General features: G+C 72.6%; 20 protein-coding genes and 2 pseudogenes. 11 read left to right on the forward strand and 11 right to left on the reverse strand.

Annotated elements, in window-relative coordinates; translation table 11 throughout:
* Positions 1-63: 63 nt before the first annotated feature.
* Together D1648_RS17515 and D1648_RS17520 are read left to right on the forward strand one after the other, a co-directional pair.
* Positions 64-261 carry a CopG family transcriptional regulator gene (locus tag D1648_RS17515; protein ID WP_241155567.1) on the forward strand — a complete coding sequence of 66 codons (198 nt, stop codon included), beginning with the start codon at positions 64-66 and terminating at the stop codon, positions 259-261.
* Complete coding sequence (locus tag D1648_RS17520) at positions 258-626, forward strand: type II toxin-antitoxin system death-on-curing family toxin (protein WP_122943870.1); 369 nt, start codon at positions 258-260, stop codon at positions 624-626. Before D1648_RS17515 ends, D1648_RS17520 begins: the two co-directional genes overlap by 4 nt.
* 19 nt (positions 627-645) lie before the next feature.
* Here D1648_RS17520 and larB read toward each other — a convergent pair whose 3' ends face one another.
* The 5 genes from larB to D1648_RS17545 form a co-directional block, all read right to left on the reverse strand.
* Positions 646-1,383 (reverse strand): nickel pincer cofactor biosynthesis protein LarB, encoded by a 738-nt coding sequence (gene larB / locus D1648_RS17525; RefSeq protein WP_122943871.1) that lies wholly within the window; start codon positions 1,381-1,383, stop codon positions 646-648.
* Positions 1,376-2,332 (reverse strand): ATP-dependent sacrificial sulfur transferase LarE, encoded by a 957-nt coding sequence (gene larE, locus D1648_RS17530; RefSeq protein ID WP_122943872.1) that lies wholly within the window; start codon positions 2,330-2,332, stop codon positions 1,376-1,378. Before larE ends, larB begins: the two co-directional genes overlap by 8 nt.
* Positions 2,329-3,684, reverse strand: a complete 1,356-nt coding sequence (locus tag D1648_RS17535) for a lactate racemase domain-containing protein (RefSeq protein ID WP_122943873.1) — start codon at positions 3,682-3,684, stop codon at positions 2,329-2,331. Before D1648_RS17535 ends, larE begins: the two co-directional genes overlap by 4 nt.
* A 184-nt stretch (positions 3,685-3,868) precedes the next feature.
* Positions 3,869-5,071: an esterase family protein gene (locus D1648_RS17540; protein ID WP_164518791.1), complete on the reverse strand. Its 1,203-nt coding sequence runs from the start codon at positions 5,069-5,071 to the stop codon at positions 3,869-3,871.
* Positions 5,068-6,129, reverse strand: coding sequence for an ABC transporter substrate-binding protein (locus tag D1648_RS17545; RefSeq protein WP_122943875.1), 1,062 nt, complete (start codon positions 6,127-6,129; stop codon positions 5,068-5,070). Before D1648_RS17545 ends, D1648_RS17540 begins: the two co-directional genes overlap by 4 nt.
* A gap of 346 nt (positions 6,130-6,475) precedes the next feature.
* Between D1648_RS17545 and D1648_RS17550 the strand changes: the two genes are divergently transcribed.
* Complete coding sequence (locus tag D1648_RS17550; protein WP_164518792.1) at positions 6,476-7,225, forward strand: helix-turn-helix domain-containing protein; 750 nt, start codon at positions 6,476-6,478, stop codon at positions 7,223-7,225.
* Between the two features lie 9 nt (positions 7,226-7,234).
* Positions 7,235-7,921, forward strand: coding sequence for a metal-dependent transcriptional regulator (locus D1648_RS17555; protein ID WP_164518793.1), 687 nt, complete (start codon positions 7,235-7,237; stop codon positions 7,919-7,921).
* Positions 7,922-7,977: 56 nt separating this feature from the next.
* On the opposite strand, the pseudogene D1648_RS17560 reads toward D1648_RS17555, so the two are convergent.
* From D1648_RS17560 to D1648_RS17570, 3 genes and pseudogenes are all read right to left on the reverse strand, one after another.
* Positions 7,978-8,835: pseudogene (locus D1648_RS17560) on the reverse strand (metal ABC transporter permease); the annotation flags it as partial.
* Complete coding sequence (locus D1648_RS17565; RefSeq protein ID WP_122943878.1) at positions 8,832-9,569, reverse strand: metal ABC transporter ATP-binding protein; 738 nt, start codon at positions 9,567-9,569, stop codon at positions 8,832-8,834. The gene D1648_RS17565 and the pseudogene D1648_RS17560, both read right to left, overlap by 4 nt.
* Positions 9,566-10,513 carry a metal ABC transporter substrate-binding protein gene (locus D1648_RS17570; RefSeq protein ID WP_122943879.1) on the reverse strand — a complete coding sequence of 316 codons (948 nt, stop codon included), beginning with the start codon at positions 10,511-10,513 and terminating at the stop codon, positions 9,566-9,568. Before D1648_RS17570 ends, D1648_RS17565 begins: the two co-directional genes overlap by 4 nt.
* A gap of 132 nt (positions 10,514-10,645) precedes the next feature.
* On the opposite strand from D1648_RS17570, the gene D1648_RS17575 reads away from it, so the two are divergent.
* The 3 genes from D1648_RS17575 (at position 10,646) to D1648_RS17585 (ending at position 12,667) form a co-directional block, all read left to right on the forward strand.
* On the forward strand, positions 10,646-11,395 hold the full coding sequence (locus D1648_RS17575) for a phosphotransferase family protein (RefSeq protein WP_122943880.1): 750 nt from the start codon (positions 10,646-10,648) through the stop codon (positions 11,393-11,395).
* Positions 11,396-11,547: 152 nt separating this feature from the next.
* Positions 11,548-12,123 carry a dihydrofolate reductase family protein gene (locus D1648_RS17580; RefSeq protein WP_122943881.1) on the forward strand — a complete coding sequence of 192 codons (576 nt, stop codon included), beginning with the start codon at positions 11,548-11,550 and terminating at the stop codon, positions 12,121-12,123.
* Between the two features lie 79 nt (positions 12,124-12,202).
* Positions 12,203-12,667, forward strand: a complete 465-nt coding sequence (locus tag D1648_RS17585) for a shikimate kinase (RefSeq protein WP_122943882.1) — start codon at positions 12,203-12,205, stop codon at positions 12,665-12,667.
* Positions 12,668-12,699: 32 nt separating this feature from the next.
* On the opposite strand, the pseudogene D1648_RS18335 reads toward D1648_RS17585, so the two are convergent.
* Positions 12,700-12,789 (reverse strand): annotated as a pseudogene (locus D1648_RS18335) (ATP-binding protein); the annotation flags it as partial.
* Between the two features lie 3 nt (positions 12,790-12,792).
* A complete protein-coding gene (locus tag D1648_RS17595; protein ID WP_164518794.1) occupies positions 12,793-13,578 on the reverse strand; it encodes a class I SAM-dependent methyltransferase in 786 nt (261 codons plus the stop codon).
* A 100-nt stretch (positions 13,579-13,678) separates the two neighbouring features.
* Between D1648_RS17595 and D1648_RS17600 the strand changes: the two genes are divergently transcribed.
* From D1648_RS17600 to D1648_RS17615, 4 genes are all read left to right on the forward strand, one after another.
* Positions 13,679-14,353: a GntR family transcriptional regulator gene (locus tag D1648_RS17600; RefSeq protein ID WP_122943883.1), complete on the forward strand. Its 675-nt coding sequence runs from the start codon at positions 13,679-13,681 to the stop codon at positions 14,351-14,353.
* Positions 14,350-15,627 (forward strand): MFS transporter, encoded by a 1,278-nt coding sequence (locus D1648_RS17605; protein ID WP_122943884.1) that lies wholly within the window; start codon positions 14,350-14,352, stop codon positions 15,625-15,627. Before D1648_RS17600 ends, D1648_RS17605 begins: the two co-directional genes overlap by 4 nt.
* Positions 15,628-15,722: 95 nt before the next feature.
* Positions 15,723-17,345 carry an MFS transporter gene (locus D1648_RS17610; protein ID WP_241155568.1) on the forward strand — a complete coding sequence of 541 codons (1,623 nt, stop codon included), beginning with the start codon at positions 15,723-15,725 and terminating at the stop codon, positions 17,343-17,345.
* Positions 17,346-17,349: 4 nt separating this feature from the next.
* Positions 17,350-17,928 (forward strand): TetR/AcrR family transcriptional regulator, encoded by a 579-nt coding sequence (locus D1648_RS17615; RefSeq protein ID WP_122943885.1) that lies wholly within the window; start codon positions 17,350-17,352, stop codon positions 17,926-17,928.
* Here the strand turns inward: D1648_RS17615 and D1648_RS17620 are convergent.
* Positions 17,917-18,826 (reverse strand): GNAT family N-acetyltransferase (locus D1648_RS17620; RefSeq protein WP_241155569.1); only part of this gene is annotated, 910 nt, incomplete at its 5' end. The two genes, D1648_RS17615 and D1648_RS17620, sit on opposite strands and share 12 nt — an antisense overlap.

Genomic DNA, 18,826 nt, shown 5'->3' on the forward strand with positions numbered 1-18,826 from the left:
CGATCTTCACGACGGGCGGGGGTATCCAGCGTGATACCAGAGCGGTATCATCTCGTCATGGCCATGACTCTACGACTCACGGATGACGACGAGAAGATCCTCGCCGAGCTCGCGCGCGAGGAGGGCATCAGCCGGCAGGAGGCCACGGTCCGCGCGATCCGCGAGGCAGCCGCCCGACGGGGGCACGAGAAGGCGGTGCAGGATCTGTCCCTGCGTGCGCGCACTCGCTACGCCGACCTCCTCGACCGACTCGCTCAGTGACTCCGGTTCGCTATCTGACCCTCGAGGACCTGCTGACACTTGTCGACGACCTCCGAGTCGGCCCGGTGCGCGACGTCGGCCTCCTCGAGTCCTCGGCACATCGCCCCACGACCACCCTCTGGGGTGCAGACGCCTATGAAGGACTCGACCTGAAGGCCGCGGCGCTCCTCGAGTCCATCGTCCGCAACCACACTCTCCTCGACGGCAACAAGCGCCTGGGTTGGCTGGCCGTCGTCGTCTTCCTTGGACTGAACGGCGTCGACCTCGATGCGCCCGACGAGGAGGCCTACGACCTGGTCATCGCCGTCGCCACAGGACAGATGCCCCTCGAGGACGCGGCAGAAGCACTCAGCTCCTGGCACTGAGCCGAGGCTCGGCTCCCGCTCACTCCCCCGGCGCGGGGGCCCAGCGGGCGATCTGCGCGGCGAGGTGGCCGGCGCCGTAGCCGTTGTCGATGTTGACCACGCCGATGCCGGGCGCGCAGGCGGACAGCATGGTGAGCGCCGCGGTGACGCCGCCGGCGGCGACGCCGTAGCCGACGGAGGTGGGCAGCGCGACCACGGGCGCGGGGATCTGCCCGGCGATCACGGTGGGCAGCGCCCCGTCCATCCCGGCCGCGACGACCACACAGGCGGCCTCGCGCAGCTCGGGCAGGCGGGACTGGAGCCGGTGCAGCCCTGCGATGCCGATGTCGGCGATGAGCCTGGTGGGGCGGCCGAGGTGGCGGGCGGTGAGCTCGGCCTCTCGCGCGACGGGCAGGTCGCTCGTGCCGGCACAGGCCACGATCACCAGGCCGCCGCTCGACGCGGGCGGCGCGGCGGGCCAGGCGAGGAGGCGGGCCGAGGGGTCGTGGGAGGCGTCCGGCAGGGCCTCGAGGATCGCGCTCGCCCGGACCTCGTCGGCGCGCGTGAACAGCACCGGGCCGAGGCCCTCGCGCCCCTCGGCATGGAGGCGCGCGTAGGTCGCGGCGATCTCGCGGACCTGCGCGACGCTCTTCGCGTCGCAGAGCACGGCCTCGGGCGCGCCGCGGCGGGAGGCGCGGTCGAGGTCCAGGTCGAGGAAGCCCTCGATCCGACCGGCCCCGTCGGCCGCCCCCGTCCCGTCGGCCGGCACCTCAGCCACGCGCGGACTTCCCGACGATCTGCAGGGAGAACAGGCCCGAGCGGATGCCGTCGAGATCGATGGTGACGTGCTGGAAGCCGGTCTCCTTCCCGGCGGCCACGAGGGCTGCGCGGATCTCGGGCTCCATCGCGCGGGGCAGCTCCTCGGTGGGCAGCTCGATGCGGCCGACGGCGCCGTGGTGGCGCACCCGGCAATCGCTGAAGCCCTGCTCGTAGACGGCGTCCTCGAGGTCATCGATCTGGCGCAGCTTCTCGGGGGTGACGCTCTCGCCGAAGGGGATGCGGGAGGCGAGGCAGGGGGCGGCGGGCTTGTCCGCGACGGGGAGGGACATCTGCCGGGCCACCTCGCGCACCTGCGACTTCGTCATGCCGACGACGGACAGCGGTCGCAGCACCCGGTGCCGGGTCGCGGCGCCCGCGCCGGGGCGGTCGTGGCGGGTGGCGTCGTCGGCGTTCTCGCCGTAGGCGACGGCGTCGAGGGAGTGCTCGCCCACGACGTCCTCGCCGATGCGGGTGAACAGCTCGTCCTTGCAATGAAAACACCTAGCAGCGTCATTTTTTTGGTAGTCGGGGTTCTCGCCCTCATGGGTGGGGACCTCGATCGCCTCGGCGCCGATCACGCGCGCGACCTGGTGGGCGAGGCGCCGCTCGCGCCGGGCGAGGGACGGGGAGACGCCGAGCAGCGCGACCACGTTCTCGGCGCCGAGCGCGCGGACGGCGAGCGCGAGCAGGGTCGCGGAGTCGACGCCGCCGGAGTAGGCGACGCCGAGCCGCTGCACGCCCGCGAGCTCGGCGGAGACCGCCTCGGCGAGCTCGAGCGCCTCGCCGGTCAGGGCGTCCGGGGTCATCGCCTCGACCTCGAAGCCGGGGTGGCCTGGTGCGAACAGGGAGGTGGGAGCCGACGGGGCGGTGCCGAGGGTGAGCGGGACGGGCTGGCGCAGGCTGGTCACTTGGCCTGCCCCTCCGCGCCGTCGCGCTCGGAGGCGAGGCGGAACAGCACCTCGCCGGCGTGGTCGATGACGAGCGTGTCAGGATCCTTCCGCAGCTCCTCGATGTCGAGGGAGGCGGGGTCCATGTACAGCACGTTGTGCGCCTCGGTCTCCTCCTTCGAGATGGAGGTGGCGAAGTAGCGGTTCACGCGCTGCCTCTCCTCCCCCGTCTCCGGGTCGTAGGTGCCCAGGCCCGTGACGTGCGTGGAGTGGGCGAGCTCGCCCCAGGGGTGGTCCTTGAACCGGTCCCACTGCTTCGTGAAGTACTCGATGTTGTGATAGCCGATGTCGCGGATGCCGGGGTGCATCGCGGCGACCTCGGTGATGTGCGGGGCGTAGATGATGACGTCGCCGCCGTCGGCGCAGACGGGCTCGGACTTGTAGAAGCCCTTCGCGCCGGTCCACATGTCCTCGTACATCTCGGGCACGAGTGCGACGATCCGCTGGTAGGGCTTGTCGACGTAGGTGATGTGGGTCTGCGCGGAGATCTTCGCCATCGCGGCCCAGGCGGCCTGCGGGTCGCCGTAGGCGATCGCGCCGAGGTCCTGGCCGCCCTCGGCGACGTCCATGGTGAAGCAGAGCTTCTCGGAGGGGATCAGCTCGCTCGCGGCGTCGATCAGCTGGCGCACGGGGGTGATGCCGAGGGTGCCGATGATGCGGCTGGCGGTGATGAGAGCGCCGACCCAGTGGGAGATGTCGATGACGTCGTGGACGGAGCAGCCGGGGAAGAAGTACTTGTTCCCGCCGGAGAAGCCGACGACCTCGTGGGGGAAGACGGGGCCGACGATGAGGTTCACGTCGGATTCGACGACGAGCTTGTTGATCTGCACGTTCATGGGGATGTCGGTGAGCAGCCCGCCGGTGAGATCGGCGATCTGCTCGGCGGGGATCACGCCGAGGTCGGCGATCTGGGAGGGGTCGTCCCAGGCGTGGTTGACGACGGTCCACTCGGGGTAGGTCGCCTTCGCGCCACGCTCGGTCGCACCGAGGAGCTGGTCGATCGCCTGCTCGCTCATCGCGGCGTGGGTGCCCAGCGCGATCAGCACGGTGACGGAGGCGGCGCGGCCGGCGAGCGCGTCGTGGATCGCGGGCAGCACCTTGGGCAGGGGCACGGAGCGGGTGCCGTCGGGGATGATCAGGCAGACGCTCTTGCCGTCGTAGTCGCCCGCGGCGAGCTGCTCGGTGACGAAGGCGGCGATCTGCTCGTCGGTGAGGAGGCCGCCCGGGCCGCCGAGGAGGGCGGCGCGTTCGGCGAGGCCCTCGGGGATCGGGTGGATCGTGGGCTGCTGCGTCTCCGTCGTCGTCTGGCTCATGGATCCACTATGCGCGCTGTGACCGGGGGCGACAAGGAACGGCGGGGTGTTGCCACGGGCGGCCGGTGCTGCTGTGGACGCGAGTCGCGCACCATGCCGGCCCCTGCCCCACCTCCGAAGCACCGTCACCGACATACCGCGATCTCCGGACGCGCGCACCCGGTCGCCGCGAGGAACCCGGGCCCTACGTGTCGCCCCGCACCGCCCCGGTGGCCGGCAGCATCCATTCGAGGGCGTCGGCCCAGGTGCCGCGCCACCAGGCGGGGTCGTGACCGCCGGCGAACTCCCGGTAGACGGTGTCGTACCCCTTCTCCCGCAGCACGCTGCGCAGCCAGCGGTTGGCAAGGGTCTGCCATACCTGGGCCGGCGGCGGGCCGAGCTCGAGCGCACCCACCTCCTGGTAGATGCGCACCGGCGCCGTGGGCAGCTGCTCCGCGGCGGAGATCAGGAGCGGGGTGGGGGCGGCGGCCAGGTCGGGGGCGTCGGCTCCCGGCAGGCGGGGCAGCTCGGGGTGGTACCAGCAGGACGCGGACTGCAGGATCGCACCCCCGACCACCTCGGGGAAGTGCAGAGCGGTCCATCCCGCACAGAGCCCGCCGTAGCTGGAGCCGGAGAGCACCACCTGCGCCGGGTCGGCGGAGACACGGTGTCGCGCGCGCAGGAGGGGCAGCAGCTCGTGGACCAGGAAGCGGGAGAAGAACAGGTTGCCGGGCAGGTCCAGATCGCGCCGCTCCGCCTGGTCCACGAGCACCACCACGACGGGCTCGATCCTCCCCTCGGCCAGCAGCGCATCGCGCACCGCCGGTGCGCTGTGCTCGGGGCTGCCGTCGAACACGATCACCGCCGGCAGCGGGCCGTCGGCCGCCTCGGCGGGCGGTGAGACCCAGACCCGGCGCTCCGCGTCGAGCTCGGCGCTGTGCAGCAGGACCTCCTCCGGCGGGGCGGGGTCGAGCTGGGCAGCACGGTCGAGAATCGGCAGCGGCTCCGCCTCGGGCAGGACGGCGACGGCCCCCTCGAGCCGACGGTCCGGGAGCCTGCTCGGGGGGTTGAAGGGGTCGCGCACGAGGCTGCTCGTCCCGTCGGCCGCCTCACGCTCGAACGCGTAGCTGACGCGCAGGTCGGCAGGCAGGCGGAGGGTCAGGGCGTGCAGCTTCGATCCGGCGATCGGCGACATCGTGAGGTCGCCCGGGAGCGCCCGGTCGACGAGGGTGCGGAGGCGGTAGGTGGTGCCCGGCATTCCCTCGCGGTCCACGGCCGCGAAGGTGACGTCGCACCAGCCGTCCTCGACGGGGCCCATGATCGGCGCACCCTCGGTCTCGAGCCGGGTGCACAGCTCCTCGGGCCCCGGCCCGCAGCCGGCAGGGCCGTCGAGGTCCCCGCTGTTCACCCGAGGGCCTCGGTCGCGAGATCCTCGAGGGTGCCGGCCGCCCAGGGCAGGCTCAGCGGGCTCTGCATCCGGATCGCCCAGGCGAAGGCCGCGAACTGCTCCTCGGGGTCGGGCTCGTACAGCGCCCAGCGCCCGTCCTCCACGGCCGGGACGGAACGGAACAGCTCGCTGCCGGTGAACCATTCTGCGCCCTCCGGGGAGGGGTTCGAGGTCACGAGCAGCAGGTCTGCATCGATCTCGCTGACCAGCTCGTCGCTGATCTGGTAGTTCTCCGCCGTGAACTGCTCCGCCTGCGCAGGCAGGACGAACCCGAACCGCTCCAGCAGCGCCGCGGAGTCGCTGCCGGGGAAGCTGAAGTAGGCAGCTCCGTGCTCCTGGGAGTAGACGTGCACGTGGGCCGCGCTCAGACCGGCGAATCCAGGGTTCCGCCCGGCGACCGCGTCGAGCTCGGAGTGGATGTCGTCGACGAGGGTCGTGGACGCCTCGGTCAGGTCCAGCACCTCGCCGAGCCGGGCGGCGATGTCCTCCCAGGACGGTCGTGCGTCCGGGTCGGGCAGCAGCAGGGGCGCGATCGAGGAGAAGCGGTCGAAGTCCTCCTGGCCGAACGCCTCGGGAGCCTGGAGGGCGACGATGAGGTCCGGGGAGGCGGCGAGCACCTCCTCCGCGCTCGGCAGAGCGCCCGCCTCCGCCGCCCAGAAGGTCTCCACTCCTGCGAGGGTCTCCACCTCCGCCCAGGGCTCGAGCTCGACGGTGTCAGGCGCGTAGACGGGGGCGATGCCGAGGGCGAGCAGCGTATCGCTGTCGACCGTGGACGGGGAGATGACGCCGATCCGCTCGGGACGGGCCTCCAGATCGGTCGTCCCGAAGCCGCTCTCGAGTTCGAGCGGGTAGGTGGTGGTGCCCTCCGCGGCAGGCAGCGCGGCATTGCGGCCGCTCTCGTCGGCGCCGGGGCTCGCCGAGTCCTCCTCCCCGCCGCATCCGGCCAGCAGCAGGCTCGCGGCCACGCCGCCGAGGAGGAACGTGGAGCGGGTCAGGGACACGCGCCGTGGAGCGGTCATGAGGAAGGCCTTCCCACCGGTGGAGCCGGTGTGCCGAGGACGGTCCGCGCGTGGAGGGAGCCGACGGCCGTGCTCGGCGCTGTGGTAGAGAGCTGTGATCGAGATTCGGGTTCCCACCAGGCCGGGAGAGGAGTCGAGGCCCCTCCGGCCGGTGGCCAGGTAAGGCTAACCACACCTTCTGGCGAAGGATTCCCCGAGTGCGCCATGCTGGAACCCCGGAGGCGACATGGCTGGTCGGGCCGCCGTGCCGGGGCCCGCGCACCGCACGCGCCGCGATCGCCGATCCGCCATCCCCGAGACGTCACCAGGAGGAGCGCTGAGCACCGCATCCCTCCCCCTCGGCGCGGTGGTCCCGCAGAACAGCCCCCGGCTGCTCGGTCACGGACCGCACTCGCACGACGTCTCCGAGCTCGTCTACGTCGTGGCCGGTCGAGCCCGGCTCGATGTGGACGGAGCCCGGGTACCGCTGTCCGCTCGCGACGCCGTGTGGATCGCCCCCGGGACCGTCCATGCGATGCGGTACGAGAGCGGAGGGATGGCCTTCGGCGCCCTGCTGTCCCCGGGGACCAGGCCCCGAGGTCCCGTGCAGTTCCTCGCCCCGATGCCCGAGCTGGATCGGCTGATGATCACGATCCTCGGCGCGGCCCCGTCCGGGGAGGAGCAGATCCGTCCGTTCCGTTCCGCCCTGGACTCGCTGCTGGGGGCGCTCGACGGCGAGCACTTCCCGCTGCTCCTGCCGCGTCATCCTGCGGCCCGGCGCGTCGCCCGCCGCCTCGCCACCAGCGAGGAGACGCTGCAGGAGCTCGCCTTCCACGAGGGCATCAGCCTCCGCCAGCTGCAACGACTGTTCCTCGAGGAGACCGGGGTCCCCGCCGCGACCTGGCGACGGCGCTCCCGCCTCAATGTGGCCCTGCGAAGCCTCCGCGGCGGCAGCAGCACGGTGGTCGCGGCGCATCGCGCCCGCTACTCGAGCGGCGCGAGCCTGCTGCGTGCCCTCTCCCGCGAGACGGGGGTCCCGCCGTCCCGCCTCGTGCAGGACCTGTGGGGAGCGTTGCGGGAGGCGCCGCCCGATGAGGCCTGCCAGGGGCTTTGCTAGCGTTCGAGCATGTCCGTCACCGAGCTGTCGACCAGCGCCCAGAACTACCTCAAGGCCGTCTGGAGCCTCGGCGAGTGGTCCGACGATCCCGTGAGCGTCTCCGCGATCGCGGAGCGGGTGGGGGTGCGGCTGTCGAGCGTGTCGGACGCGATGCGGAAGCTCGGCGAGCAGGGCCTGGTCGAGCACACCCGCTACGGCACGATCGCGCTGAGCGCGCGGGGGCGGGTGCACGCCCTGGCGATGGTGCGGCGGCACCGGCTGATCGAGACGTTCCTGGTGCGCGATCTCGGCTACGGCTGGGAGGAGGTCCACGACGAGGCGGAGCAGCTCGAGCATGCCGTCTCGGACCTGCTCGTCGAGCGGCTCGACGCGCATCTCGGGCATCCGGAGCGGGATCCCCACGGCGACCCCATCCCGGCGGCCGACGGCACCGTCGTGCGACCCGATGCCCGCCTGCTCTCGAGCCTGCCGGCCGGGACGCGGGTGCGGGTGGAGCGGATCTCCGACGCCGATCCGCGGCTGCTCACCTTCTGCGCGGCTCAGGGCATCGTGGTCGGGGCGGAGCTGGAGATCCGCGAGGGGCCGGAGTTCTCCGACGCGCTCGAGGTCTCGCTCGTCGCAGCGGACGGCGCGGTGCCGCTGGGTCGCTCGGCGACCGATGCGATCTGGGCGTCGGTGACCGACGGCGGCGCCTGATCCTCCATCGGCGCCGGCCCGGGGTCCGAGGACGCCGCGCCCGATGAGGCGCGTCCGGCCGGTCCCTCGACGCGCCGTGCCCGGTGCCGGGCGAGCAGCCCGTACCGGGGCGCGAACAGGTGCACGAGCGCGTACAGCGCTCCCTGCACCAGCACGATCAGCCCGCCGGAGGCGGCGTCCAGCCAGTAGCTGAGCAGGATCCCGGCCGCAGAGGCGGCGACCGAGAGCGTCGGCGCGATCAGGAGCATGCGGCTGAAGCGGTCGGTGAGCAGGCGCGCGGTCGCGCCGGGGATGATCAGCATCGCGACCACCAGGATCACCCCCACCACCTGCAGCGCGACCACGGCGGTGACGGCGAGCAGGCCCAGCAGGAGGGCGCCGAGGCGGCGCGGGGAGAGGCCGATCGCCCTCGCGTGGGTGGGGTCGAAGGCGTAGAGGGTGAGGTCGCGGCGGCGCAGGAGCAGGACGGTGAGGGCGACCCCGGCGAGCACCGCGATCTGTGCGAGCGCGCCGCGGGAGACGCCGAGGACGCTGCCGAAGAGGATGTGGCCGAGGTCGGTGTGGCTGGGGGTGACGGAGATCAGCACCAGACCGAGTGCGAACAGGGTCGTGAACACGATCCCGATCGCGGCGTCCTCCGCCACCCTTCGCGACTCGCGGACCGCGCCGATCAGCACCACGGCGAGGAGCCCGAACACGATCGCACCGAGCGCGAAGGGGAGGCCCAGCGCGTAGGAGAGGACCACGCCGGGCAGCACCGCATGGGAGACCGCGTCCCCCATCAGCGACCAGCCGATGAGCACCAGCCAGCAGGACAGCAGGGCGCAGACCACGGCGGCGAGAGAGGTCGCGGCCAGCGCCCGCAGCATGAAGTCGTACTGCAGCGGCTCGGTGACCAGGTCGAGCGGGTTCATCGGGCGGCACCTCCGGCGGCGAGCGGGTCCAGGCCGAAGGCTCGGGCGAGCATCGCGGGCTCGAGCGCCTCGATGACCGGGCCGTGGAACAGGAGCCGACGCCGCAGCAGCACCGCGGTGTCGGCGAGGGCGGGCAGGGCCTGGAGGTCGTGGGAGGAGACGAGCACGGTGCAGCCGTCGGCCGCGAGCTCGCGCAGCACGGCGACCAGCAGGGCCTCGCTGCGCTTGTCGACCCCGGCGAAGGGCTCGTCGAGCAGGAGGGTGCGCGCCCCCTGGGCGAGGCCGCGGGCGACGAACGCCCGGCGGCGCTGCCCGCCGGAGAGCTGTCCGATGGGCCGGCGGGCGAGCTCGGTGAGCTCGACCCGGTCGAGCGCCTCGGCGACCGCGCGGCAGTCCTCGGGGCGGGGCCGACGGGTGAGCCCCTGGTGGCCGTAGCGGCCCATCATGACCACGTCCGCCACGCTGACGGGGAAGGAGGCGTCGATCGCCTCGCCCTGCGGGACGTAGCCGATCGCGCCGCGGCGGCGTGCCCGGGCGGGCTCCTCGTCGTCCACTCGGATCCGACCGGACGCGATCGGGACGGTGCCCATGATCGCGCCGAACAGGGTGGACTTCCCGGCGCCGTTCATGCCGACCAGGCCGGTCACCTCCCCGGCCGCGATGTGCACGCTGAGCCCGTCCAGGGCGGTGACCTCGCCGTACCGGACCGTGAGGTCCTCGACTCGGATGCTCATTCCGCGGCCTCCGCCCCGGTCAGCCCCTCGACGATCACGTCGGCGTCATGGCGGAGCAGGTCGAGATAGGTGGGGACGGGGCCGCCCTCCTGCGAGAGCGAGTCGACGTAGAGGGTGCCGCCGAAGCGGGCGCCGGTCGCCTCGACGACTTGCTGCATGGGGGCGTCGGAGACGGTCGACTCGCAGAACACGGCCGGGATCTCCTGGTCCCGGACGGTCTCGATGACTGCGGCGATCTGCTGCGGGGTGGCCTGCTGCTCGGCGTTGACGGGCCAGATGAAGTGCTCCTCGAGGCCCACGTCGCGCGCGAGATAGGAGAAGGCTCCCTCGCAGGTCACGAGCGCCCGCTCGTTCTGGGGGAGGGCGTCGACGGTCTCGACGAGCTCGTCGTGGATCTGCTGGAGCTGCCGGGAGTACGCCTCGGCGTTCTTCTCGTAGTCCTCGGCGTGCTCGGGGTCGAGCTCGCTGAAGGCCTCGACCATGTTGGCGACGTAGACCTGCGCCGCCTCGGGGCTCATCCAGGCGTGAGGGTTCGGGGTGCCCGGGTTCCCGGCGATGTCGAGCACCTCCACTCCGTCGGAGACCACCGCGTGAGGAACGTCGGCGGAGTCGACGAACTGGGCGAACCAGGCCTCGAGGTGCAGGCCGTTGTCGAGGATCAGGTCCGCCTCGGAGGCCTTGGCGACGTCGCCGGGGGTGGGCTCGTAGCCGTGGATCTCGGCGCCGGGCTTGGTGATCGACTCGACGCGGAGGTGCTCGCCGGCCACGTTCTGGGCGATGTCCTGCAGGACGGTGAACGTGGTCAGGACGACCTGCGTGTCCCGCTCGCTCCTGCCGCCCGCGCTCCCACACCCGGTCAGCAGCATCACCACCACGACGGCCATCGCCGCTGCTGTCGTCCCGACCTGTCCTCCACGCCTCACTCGCACACCTCTTCGCCTCATCTGTCATCTCAAGTTCGCCATGCCGAACTCGGTAGATGGCACTGTCTCATATCCCGGCCTCGGAGTCACGCGGCGCCATGGCCGTCTCAGAATTCCGGCGACAGCCCGCCGCAGCGCGGGAAGGATGTCCGCATGGACGAGGTCGAGGTGGTCGTCGCGCACAGTGAACGGGCGACGCTGCGCGTGGGCGAGGTGTTCGTGAAGGTCGACGGGCACCCCACCCACCTGGCGACCGAGGCCCGGGCGATGGAGCTCGCCCCGGTCCCGACGCCCACGGTGCTGTGGCACGAACCGCCCGCGCTCGCCCTCGCGGCAGTGCCCGGCACCGCGCTCGGTGTGCTGGGCGCCCCGTCGGAGGCATCGCCTGCGGCATGGGCGGCGGCCGGACGGATGATCCGTCGGCTCCACGAGGCGCCTCTCCCGCCATGGCCCGGCCGACCGCTCGCGGACGTCGAGGCGGACCTCGAGCAGGAGTGCGAGTGGCTGCTCGCGCACTCCCCGCTCCCCTCCGAGGTGGTGCAGCGCAACCGGGAGATCGCCCGCGGGGCGCTGCGGCCGAGACGGCCTGCGTTCATCCACGGCGACCTGCAGATCACCCACGTCTTCATCGAGGACGACGAGGTCACGGGCATCATCGACTGGTCCGAGGGCGGACCGGGCGACCCGATGTTCGACCTCGCGATCCTCACACTCGGCCACGAGGAGCGACTGGAGGAACTGCTCGCGGGCTACGGCAGGGACGTCGACCGCGGCGCGATCCGCGCCTGGTGGTCGCTGCGGAGCCTCACCGCGGCGCGCTGGCTGCTCGAGCACGGCTTCGACCCGGACGCCCCCGGCTGCGAGTTCGACGTGCTGCGGGCGCGGATGCGGGAGGGGGCATGATGAGGTCGACCGAGCAACGTCCTGTCGCCGCGTGCTGTTCGTGGTCGTCCGGGCGGCCGCCGCCCACGGCTGACTACTGTGCACACGACGGCCCTGGCGCATCGTGCGCTCGGACGACCACGTCCCCGGGCCGCCTCACCCCAGGAGACATCATGGCTCGAGAACTGGTCTGGACCGGCTTCATGACGCTCGACGGCATCGTCGACTCCCCCGGCGGGGTGGAGGAGGGACATCCGCAGGGAGGCTGGGTGCTCAGCACCCCCTTCGACGAGGAGGCCTTCTCCCTCAAGGGCGAGGAGCTCGCCGAGACCTCCGCACTGATGTTCGGCCGGCGCAGCTACGAGGCCTTCGCCCCGGTGTGGAACGGCTCCGCCGACCATGCCGCCTATCAGGACCTCCCGAAGATCGTCGTCTCCACCTCGCTGGACGAGGCGGATCTGCACGAGGACTGGGGCGAGACCCGGATCCTCCGCTCCACCGAAGAGGTCGCGCGTGAGAAGGCCGGCGACGGCGGCGCGATCTTCCTCCACGGCAGCGCCGAGCTCGCGCGTCGCCTCGGGGAGGCGGGCCTCATCGACCGCTATCACCTGCTGTTGTTCCCGGTGACCCTGGGGACGGGGAAGCGATTCCTCCCCACCTCCGAGCACGACCGGCAGGACCTGCGCCTGCGCGACTCCGCCGCATACAGCAACGGCGTGGTGAAGCTGGTCTACGACGTGGTGCGCTGAGCGAGCCCTTCCGGGAGGGTCAGCCGCCCTGCCCAGATCTCCCCTTGTCGCGACCGCCTCGGGGCCCCACCATGTTCGGATGCAGCTGATCGTCCTCCACGGCCCCGCAGCCGCCGGGAAGCTCGCCACTGCGCGGGCGCTCGAGCGGCGCGTGGGCTATCCGGTCTTCCACAACCATCTCGTGGTGGACACACTGACCACGGTGTTCCCCTTCGGCAGCGATCCGTTCGTCCGACTGCGCGAGCAGTTCTGGCTCGACGTGTTCGCCGAGGCCGCCCGCAGCGGCCGCTCCCTGACCTTCACGTTCGCTCCGGAGTCGACCGTGCGTCCCGGGTTTCCCGCCCGCGTGCGGGAGACGGTCGAGCGCCACGGCGGCTCGGTCCGCTTCGTGAAGCTCGCCGTGAGCGCTCAGGAGCAGGAGCGACGGATCGAGAACCCCGACCGCGGCGAGTTCCACAAGCTGAACGACCTCGGGACGCTCCGTCGGACCCGTGATGCCGATCTGGAGGCCGAGCAGCCGCCGGCGGGGTTCTCGCTGCCGTAGAGCACCTTCACCCACTCGTCCTTGGTGAGCCGCAGCGCGCCGTGCTCGGTCTCGGACCGCCGCGCGGCGGTGGTCTTGCCGGTGCCGGGCAGGCCGACGGTGAGGAACAGGGTCGGGGGCATCTCTCAGAGCTCCTCATCCAGGGGGCGTGCACCGAGCGCGTAGGCCGCGCGCACGGGGAAGCTCATGACCCCGTCGAGGTCCGAGAGCTCCGCAGTGCGCGCGGCGAAGACCTCCCGTGTCCGCGCACGGACCTGCGGCGTCTGCGCGCGGACGACCGCTCCGGGGGTGGCGATCCCGGCGTCGAGACCGGCCCACAGGTCCTCGGGTCGGACCTGCCAGTCCCAGTGCAGGTCGCAGGCCCTGCGAACCTCGAGCTGCGCCTCCCGGGCGAGCCCGGCGAGGCCGTCGGCACTGCGGTCGAAGTCCTCCTCGGCCGAGAGTCGCTCCGGGGGCGGGAGCACGGCGCCCGCCTCCTCGAACACCTCCCCGAGCATCGCGCTCCAGCTCGCGCCGCCGGCGGGCCAGACGGTGATCGCGAGGCGCCCGCCGGGCCGCAGCACCCGGCGCAGCTCGGCGAGCGCGGCGCGAGGGCGGTCGACGTGGTTGAGCACGAAGCTCGCCGAGATCGCGTCCTCGCTCGCATCGGGCAGCGGCAGGTCGGGCAGAGCGGCGCGCAGCACCCGTCCGCGCAGGCGACCACGAGCGGACTCGACCATGGACTCATCGGCATCCAGCGCCGTCACCGCCCGCCCCGCACGCTCGGCCCGCGCGGCGAGGCGGCCGGTCCCGCAGCCGACGTCGAGGAGGTCCCTGCCCGGCAGGTCGGCGAGGAGCCGTGCGGCGGCGCCGTCGCAGAGGGTCGCGAAGGAGCGGTCGTAGGCCTCGGCGGTGGCGGTCCAGTCCCTCATGCCCCCAGTGAACAGCACGCCGCGCGACATCGCGGGCATCGGCGGCTCGCCCTCCGGACACTGACTTGCATCCTTTGATGCATGCATTAAAGTCGCGGTCATGCGACCCCCGACCCTCCCCTGGCTCGACACCCGCGAGAACCTCCCGATCGCCGCGCAGATCGCCGCGCAGACGGCCCGGCACATCGCCGAGGGCGCGATCGAACCGGGCGAGCTGCTGCGCGAGGTCGACCTGGCCGCCGAGCACGGCGCGAGCCGCACCCCGGCCCGCGAGGCGATGCTGCAGCTGGAGACCTGGGGACTCGTGCGTCTCCTTCCGAAGAAGGGCGCCCTGGTCACGAACCCCACGTCGCGAGAGCGGGACGAACTGCTGTCGGTCCGCGCGATGCTCGAGGGGCATGCGGTCGCCCGCATCGCCCCCGACGAGTCCCGCCGCCAGGGGCTGCTCGAGGCGCTCGCCCCGGTGCTCGAGGCGCAGGCGGCCTCTGTCGACCGCCCGGCCGACTTCACCGTCCACGACTACGCCTTCCACCTCACCCTCGCCTCCCACGACGACAACCACGTGGTCGAGGAGGTGCTGCGGTCGCTCGGGCCGCGCCTGTTCCGCCTCACGCATCTCGCCGTCCTCTCCCCGGCCGCGGACCTGCCCGCCCTGCACCGCGAGCACGTCGAGCTGACGGACGCCGTCGCGCGCGGCGACGTGACCGGCTTCCGCGAGATGATCGACCGCCACCTGCGCACCCGCCACGACAGCTACCCGGTGGTGGCCGAGTGAGTCGCGCACGGATCCCCGCCTGGCTCGCCGTCGTCCCCACAGGCTTCGTGCTCGCCTGGGGCGGCAACCACTTCACCCCCCTGCTGCACATCTACGAGACGCTCGGCGGCTACGCGCCGTGGCAGGCGAACCTGCTGCTGGGGATGTACGTGGTGGGCCTGGTCCCGGGGATGCTGCTGGCCGCGGCGCTCTCGGACCGGCACGGCCGACGTCCCGTCGCGATCGCGGGGCTCGGCGCCGCAGCGCTCGCGAGCGTGCTGCTCGCGGCCGGCATGGACACCTTCGCGGTGCTCTGCGCCGGTCGGGTCCTCGCCGGGATCGGTGTGGGCGTGGGCATGTCGGTGGGCTCGAGCTGGATCAAGGAGCTCTCCACCGCCCCGCACGACCGCCGTGCGGTCCCGAGCGCCGGGGCACGTCGCTCCTCGATGACGCTCACCCTCGGCTTCGCGATCGGCGCGGGCGTGACCGGTTCGCTCGCCCAGTGGGCGCCGCTGCCGGGACAGCTGCCCTATCTGATGCACCTGATCCTGTGCCTCCTGGCCGGCCTGGCGCTGATCGGGGTGCCCGAGACCCTGCCGCGCGAGCTGCGGGCGAGGGGCTCGCTGCGGGAGGACCTGCACGTCCCCTCGGCCGGGCACCCGACCTTCGTGCGCCTCGTGCTGCCCGCAGCACCGTGGGTGTTCGCCGCAGCGGGAGTGGCCTACGCGATCCTGCCCGCCACCGTCGAGGAGCAGCTCGGCGACGCCGCGACGATCTACGCGACCGGACTGACCGTGCTGACCCTCGGCATCGGCGCGGTCGCGCAGGGCGCCGTCGGCCTCATCGACCGCCTCACCCGCGGGCGCGCGCTCGTGGTGGGCATGGCCGGGATGAGCGCCGGGATGATCCTCGCGGCGGTCGCCGCCGATCTGCGCCACCCCGCCCTCGTGGTCGGCGTCGCCGCACTGCTCGGCGCCTCCTACGGGGTGTGCGTCGTGGCGGGCCTGGTCATCGCGCAGTCGCTCGCGACCACGCAGGACCTCGCCGGGATCACCGGCGTCTACTACTCGCTCGCCTATCTCGGCTTCCTGCTGCCGACGCTGCTGGCCGCGCTCACCCCGGTGCTGCCGTACACGGGAGGTCTCGCGATCGTCGCCGCAGTGTGCGTGATGTGCATGGCGACGGTTGCCTGGGGACTGCGACGCCCGCTCCCGCAGTCGACGGAGTCCGCGGCCGACGAGGTGGCGGAGGAGGAGCTCGTCGATCCCGAGGTCGCCGCGGTCGCGGCGTCCTGACACGATCGCGATGAACCACGGCACATCACCTTGCCCGCAACCGCCCCACCCCCGAAACTGTACCGACGCGACGGTTCAGTTCTGAGGAGGAGACGGTGGCGGAGACGATGAGCCCTGCACGACGGTGGGCGGCGCTCGCGGTGCTGGTGGGCGCGGTGCTGCTGCTCGCGATCGACGCGACCGTGCTCTACCTGGCGGTCCCTTCTCTGACCGCGGACCTCGCCCCGACGGCGACCCAAGTGCTGTGGATCGGGGACATCTACTCCCTGGCCATCGCGGGGCTGCTGGTCACCATGGGCAACCTGGCCGACCGCATCGGACGCAAGCGGCTGCTGCTGATCGGCGCGACCGCCTTCGGGCTCGCCTCGGCGCTCGCGGCCTTCGCGCCGTCGGCCGGGGTGCTGATCGCGGCGCGACTCCTGCTGGGGATCGCCGGGGCGACGATCATGCCCTCGACCCTGTCGCTGATCCGCAGCATCTTCACCGATGCCGCCGAGCGCACCCGCGCCATCGCGCTGTGGTCCGCCGCCGCGGCCAGCGGCATCGCGCTGGGCCCGCTGATCGGCGGGGCGCTGCTGGAGCACTTCTGGTGGGGCTCGGTGTTCCTGATGAACCTGCCCGTGATCGCGGCCGTGCTGGTCGGCGGGGCCTGGCTGCTGCCGGAGTCCCGCAACCCGGCGCCGGAGCGGTTCGACCTGCTCTCCAGCGCCCTGTCGATGGTCGCGATCGTCCCCTTCGTGCTCGCGATCAAGCAGGTCACCGGGGGGACGGCGAGCACTGTCACGGTGGCCGCGGTGGGCGTCGGCGTGATCGGGAGCGTGCTGTTCGTGCGCCGCCAGCGCCGCGCGAACTCGCCGATGATCGATGTGGAGCTGTTCCGCAATCCCGCGTTCAGCGGGGCGGTGCTGGTGAACTTCACCTCCGTCTTCGCCCTCAGCGGGGTGCTGTTCTTCTTCTCGCAGTACCTCCAGCTCGCCCGGCAGCTCAGCCCCTTCGACGCGGGCATCGCGCAGCTGCCCGCGGCGCTCTCCGCGATGGCGGCGGTGCTCCTGGTGGGCACGCTCCTGACCCGGCTGGGACGGGGCCGGGCGATCGCGCTCGCCCTGCTCACCGGCGCTCTCGGCCTGGGGCTGCTGGCGCTGCTGGAGAGCAGCGAGCAGCTGATCTGGGTGCTGCTGGCGCTCGTGCCCCTGGGGCTGGGGATCGGGATCTCGGAGACGCTCAGCGTGGACGCCGTGGTCTCCGCCGTGCCCCCGGCGAAGGCCGGCGCCGCCTCCTCGGTCTCGGAGACCGCGTACGAGCTCGGCGTCGCGCTCGGCATCGCCGTGCTCGGCTCGCTCATGACCCTGCTCTACCGCCTCCGCCTCGATCTGCCCTCCGACCTCGCCGGTCCGGCGGCCGCGCGCGCCGAGGACTCCCTGGCCTCCGCGACGTCCGCGCTGCAGGGCCAAGCCGAGGCGCTGGTCGCGGCGGAGCACGCCTTCGTCTCGGCGATGCAGCTGACCACCCTGGTGGCGGGCGGGGTCATGGTCGTCGGAGCGGGCATCGCGCTCACCCTCATCCCGAGCACCCGCGCGGCCCGCCCCGGGCGCGCCGACGCCGAGGCCGCGGCCGACATCGAGATCGCGGCCGACGCCGGGGTCGAGGTCGCGGCCGACGCCAGGGCCGCCGCTGAGAGGACGATCTCGAGCGCCGGGATCCGGGATCAGGGAGACTGACCTCATGGCACGGACAGCGGGACGCAGCGCGGAGGACACCAGGCACCTGATCCTCGAGACCGCTGCGCACCTGATCGGACGGCACGGCACAGCGGTGCCTGTCGCCGAGATCGCGCAGGAGGCCGGGGTCTCCAAGGGCGGGCTGCTCTACCACTTCGCCACCAAGGAGGCCCTGCTCCACGCCCTCGCCGAGCACCTCATCGAGCAGTTCCGCGCGGAGGTGCATCGCAGGGCCGAGCAGGAGGGCTCCGGCCCCGGGCGGCTCGTCCGGGCCTACATCCGCGTCAGCCTCGCCGAGGCCGGCGATCACGCGCGGCTGCGGGACTCGATCGCCCTGGCCGCGAAGCTCATGTTCGAGCCGGAGCTCGAGCAGCTCGTCCAGCAGGACGCGGATCGCTGGAAGGAGGAGCTGGGGCAGGACGGGCTCGATCCGTCCATCGTGCGCCTGGTGGTCGCGGCGGCCGACGGGAGCAACAGCGCCCCGCTGTGGGGAGCGATCCTCGACGAGGCCGATCGCCTCGCGCTCGAGGAGCAGCTGCTCGCCCTGGCCTCGCCGCAGCCGGAGGGCTCCTCAGGCGCCTGAGGGGCGCAGGCGGTACGGCCTCGTCTCTGCCTCGACCCGGAATCCCAGCGCGTCGTAGAACCCCCGCGCTCCCGGACGGTGCTCGTCCACGGTGAGCGCCACCCGCTCCCGGCCCGAGACCTGGTGGGCGCCATCGATCAGGCGCTGCCCGACCCCGGACCGGCGCGCTCCGGGGTGCACGGCGATGAAGTCCACGTACGCGGTGGACTCCTCCTGTCGCTGGAAGGCCACATAACCGAGGACCTCTCCCTCCGGGGCGAGCACCCAGGTCGAGTACCGGCTGCCGGGGTCCAGCAGTTCGGCGGTGTCGGCGTAGGTGCCGGGGAACTCGCGTTCGTGGAGCTCCCGCACGACGGCCTCGTCGGCGTCGTCGGCCGGCCGGAGACCGGGGTCGACGGGTCCCGTGGGCGCGGGCGCCGTCCGGGTCAGCTCGACGTTTCCCTCCCCTGCCTGCCAGCCGCAGCGGTCGGCGAGCCAGGCCATCCCCTCGTGGGCGAGGCCCGCGTACATCTCGTGGTGCGCGACAGGCGCCAGCTCCGTGACCGCCGCCAGCAGCGCCGGGCTGTGCTCGCGCCACGACCCTTCCTCGACCCACGGGCCGTGCACCCATGAGCGGCCGAGGTCCTCGTCCCACTCGATCACCGCCGCGCCGAGGACCCTGCCGTCCTCCGCGACGGCCACGCGTACGGTCTCCAGCCAGTGCTGGTCCAGCTCCTCGAGGTCGTGTCGGATCTCCTGCGGGTCGGTCCCGAGATAGGCGCAGGCGGTCCCGGGCGACTGCTGGTGGCGGACGATGAGGTCGAGCACGGCCTGCGGGTCGACGTCGCGTGAGGTCATGAGCATCAGGCCATGTTCTGCGAGGCCTGCGGCCGGGTCAATCGAGTTCTCGGTGACGGTG

This window comes from Brachybacterium sp. EE-P12 (genome assembly GCF_003711805.1).
Classification (GTDB): domain Bacteria; phylum Actinomycetota; class Actinomycetes; order Actinomycetales; family Dermabacteraceae; genus Brachybacterium.

What these genes read in the sequence shown, in the direction of transcription:
- D1648_RS17535 (WP_122943873.1), bottom strand. Translation starts at nt 3,684, where the DNA reads ATGAGCCAGACGACGACGGAGACGCAGCAGCCCACGATCCACCCGATC.
- D1648_RS17615 (WP_122943885.1), top strand. Translation starts at nt 17,350, where the DNA reads ATGGCACGGACAGCGGGACGCAGCGCGGAGGACACCAGGCACCTGATC.
- D1648_RS17555 (WP_164518793.1), top strand. Translation starts at nt 7,235, where the DNA reads ATGTCCGTCACCGAGCTGTCGACCAGCGCCCAGAACTACCTCAAGGCC.
- D1648_RS17545 (WP_122943875.1), bottom strand. Translation starts at nt 6,129, where the DNA reads ATGACCGCTCCACGGCGCGTGTCCCTGACCCGCTCCACGTTCCTCCTC.
- D1648_RS17595 (WP_164518794.1), bottom strand. Translation starts at nt 13,578, where the DNA reads ATGAGGGACTGGACCGCCACCGCCGAGGCCTACGACCGCTCCTTCGCG.
- D1648_RS17570 (WP_122943879.1), bottom strand. Translation starts at nt 10,513, where the DNA reads ATGAGGCGAAGAGGTGTGCGAGTGAGGCGTGGAGGACAGGTCGGGACG.
- D1648_RS17600 (WP_122943883.1), top strand. Translation starts at nt 13,679, where the DNA reads ATGCGACCCCCGACCCTCCCCTGGCTCGACACCCGCGAGAACCTCCCG.
- D1648_RS17575 (WP_122943880.1), top strand. Translation starts at nt 10,646, where the DNA reads ATGGACGAGGTCGAGGTGGTCGTCGCGCACAGTGAACGGGCGACGCTG.
- D1648_RS17585 (WP_122943882.1), top strand. Translation starts at nt 12,203, where the DNA reads ATGCAGCTGATCGTCCTCCACGGCCCCGCAGCCGCCGGGAAGCTCGCC.
- D1648_RS17565 (WP_122943878.1), bottom strand. Translation starts at nt 9,569, where the DNA reads ATGAGCATCCGAGTCGAGGACCTCACGGTCCGGTACGGCGAGGTCACC.
- D1648_RS17515 (WP_241155567.1), top strand. Translation starts at nt 64, where the DNA reads ATGACTCTACGACTCACGGATGACGACGAGAAGATCCTCGCCGAGCTC.
- D1648_RS17580 (WP_122943881.1), top strand. Translation starts at nt 11,548, where the DNA reads ATGGCTCGAGAACTGGTCTGGACCGGCTTCATGACGCTCGACGGCATC.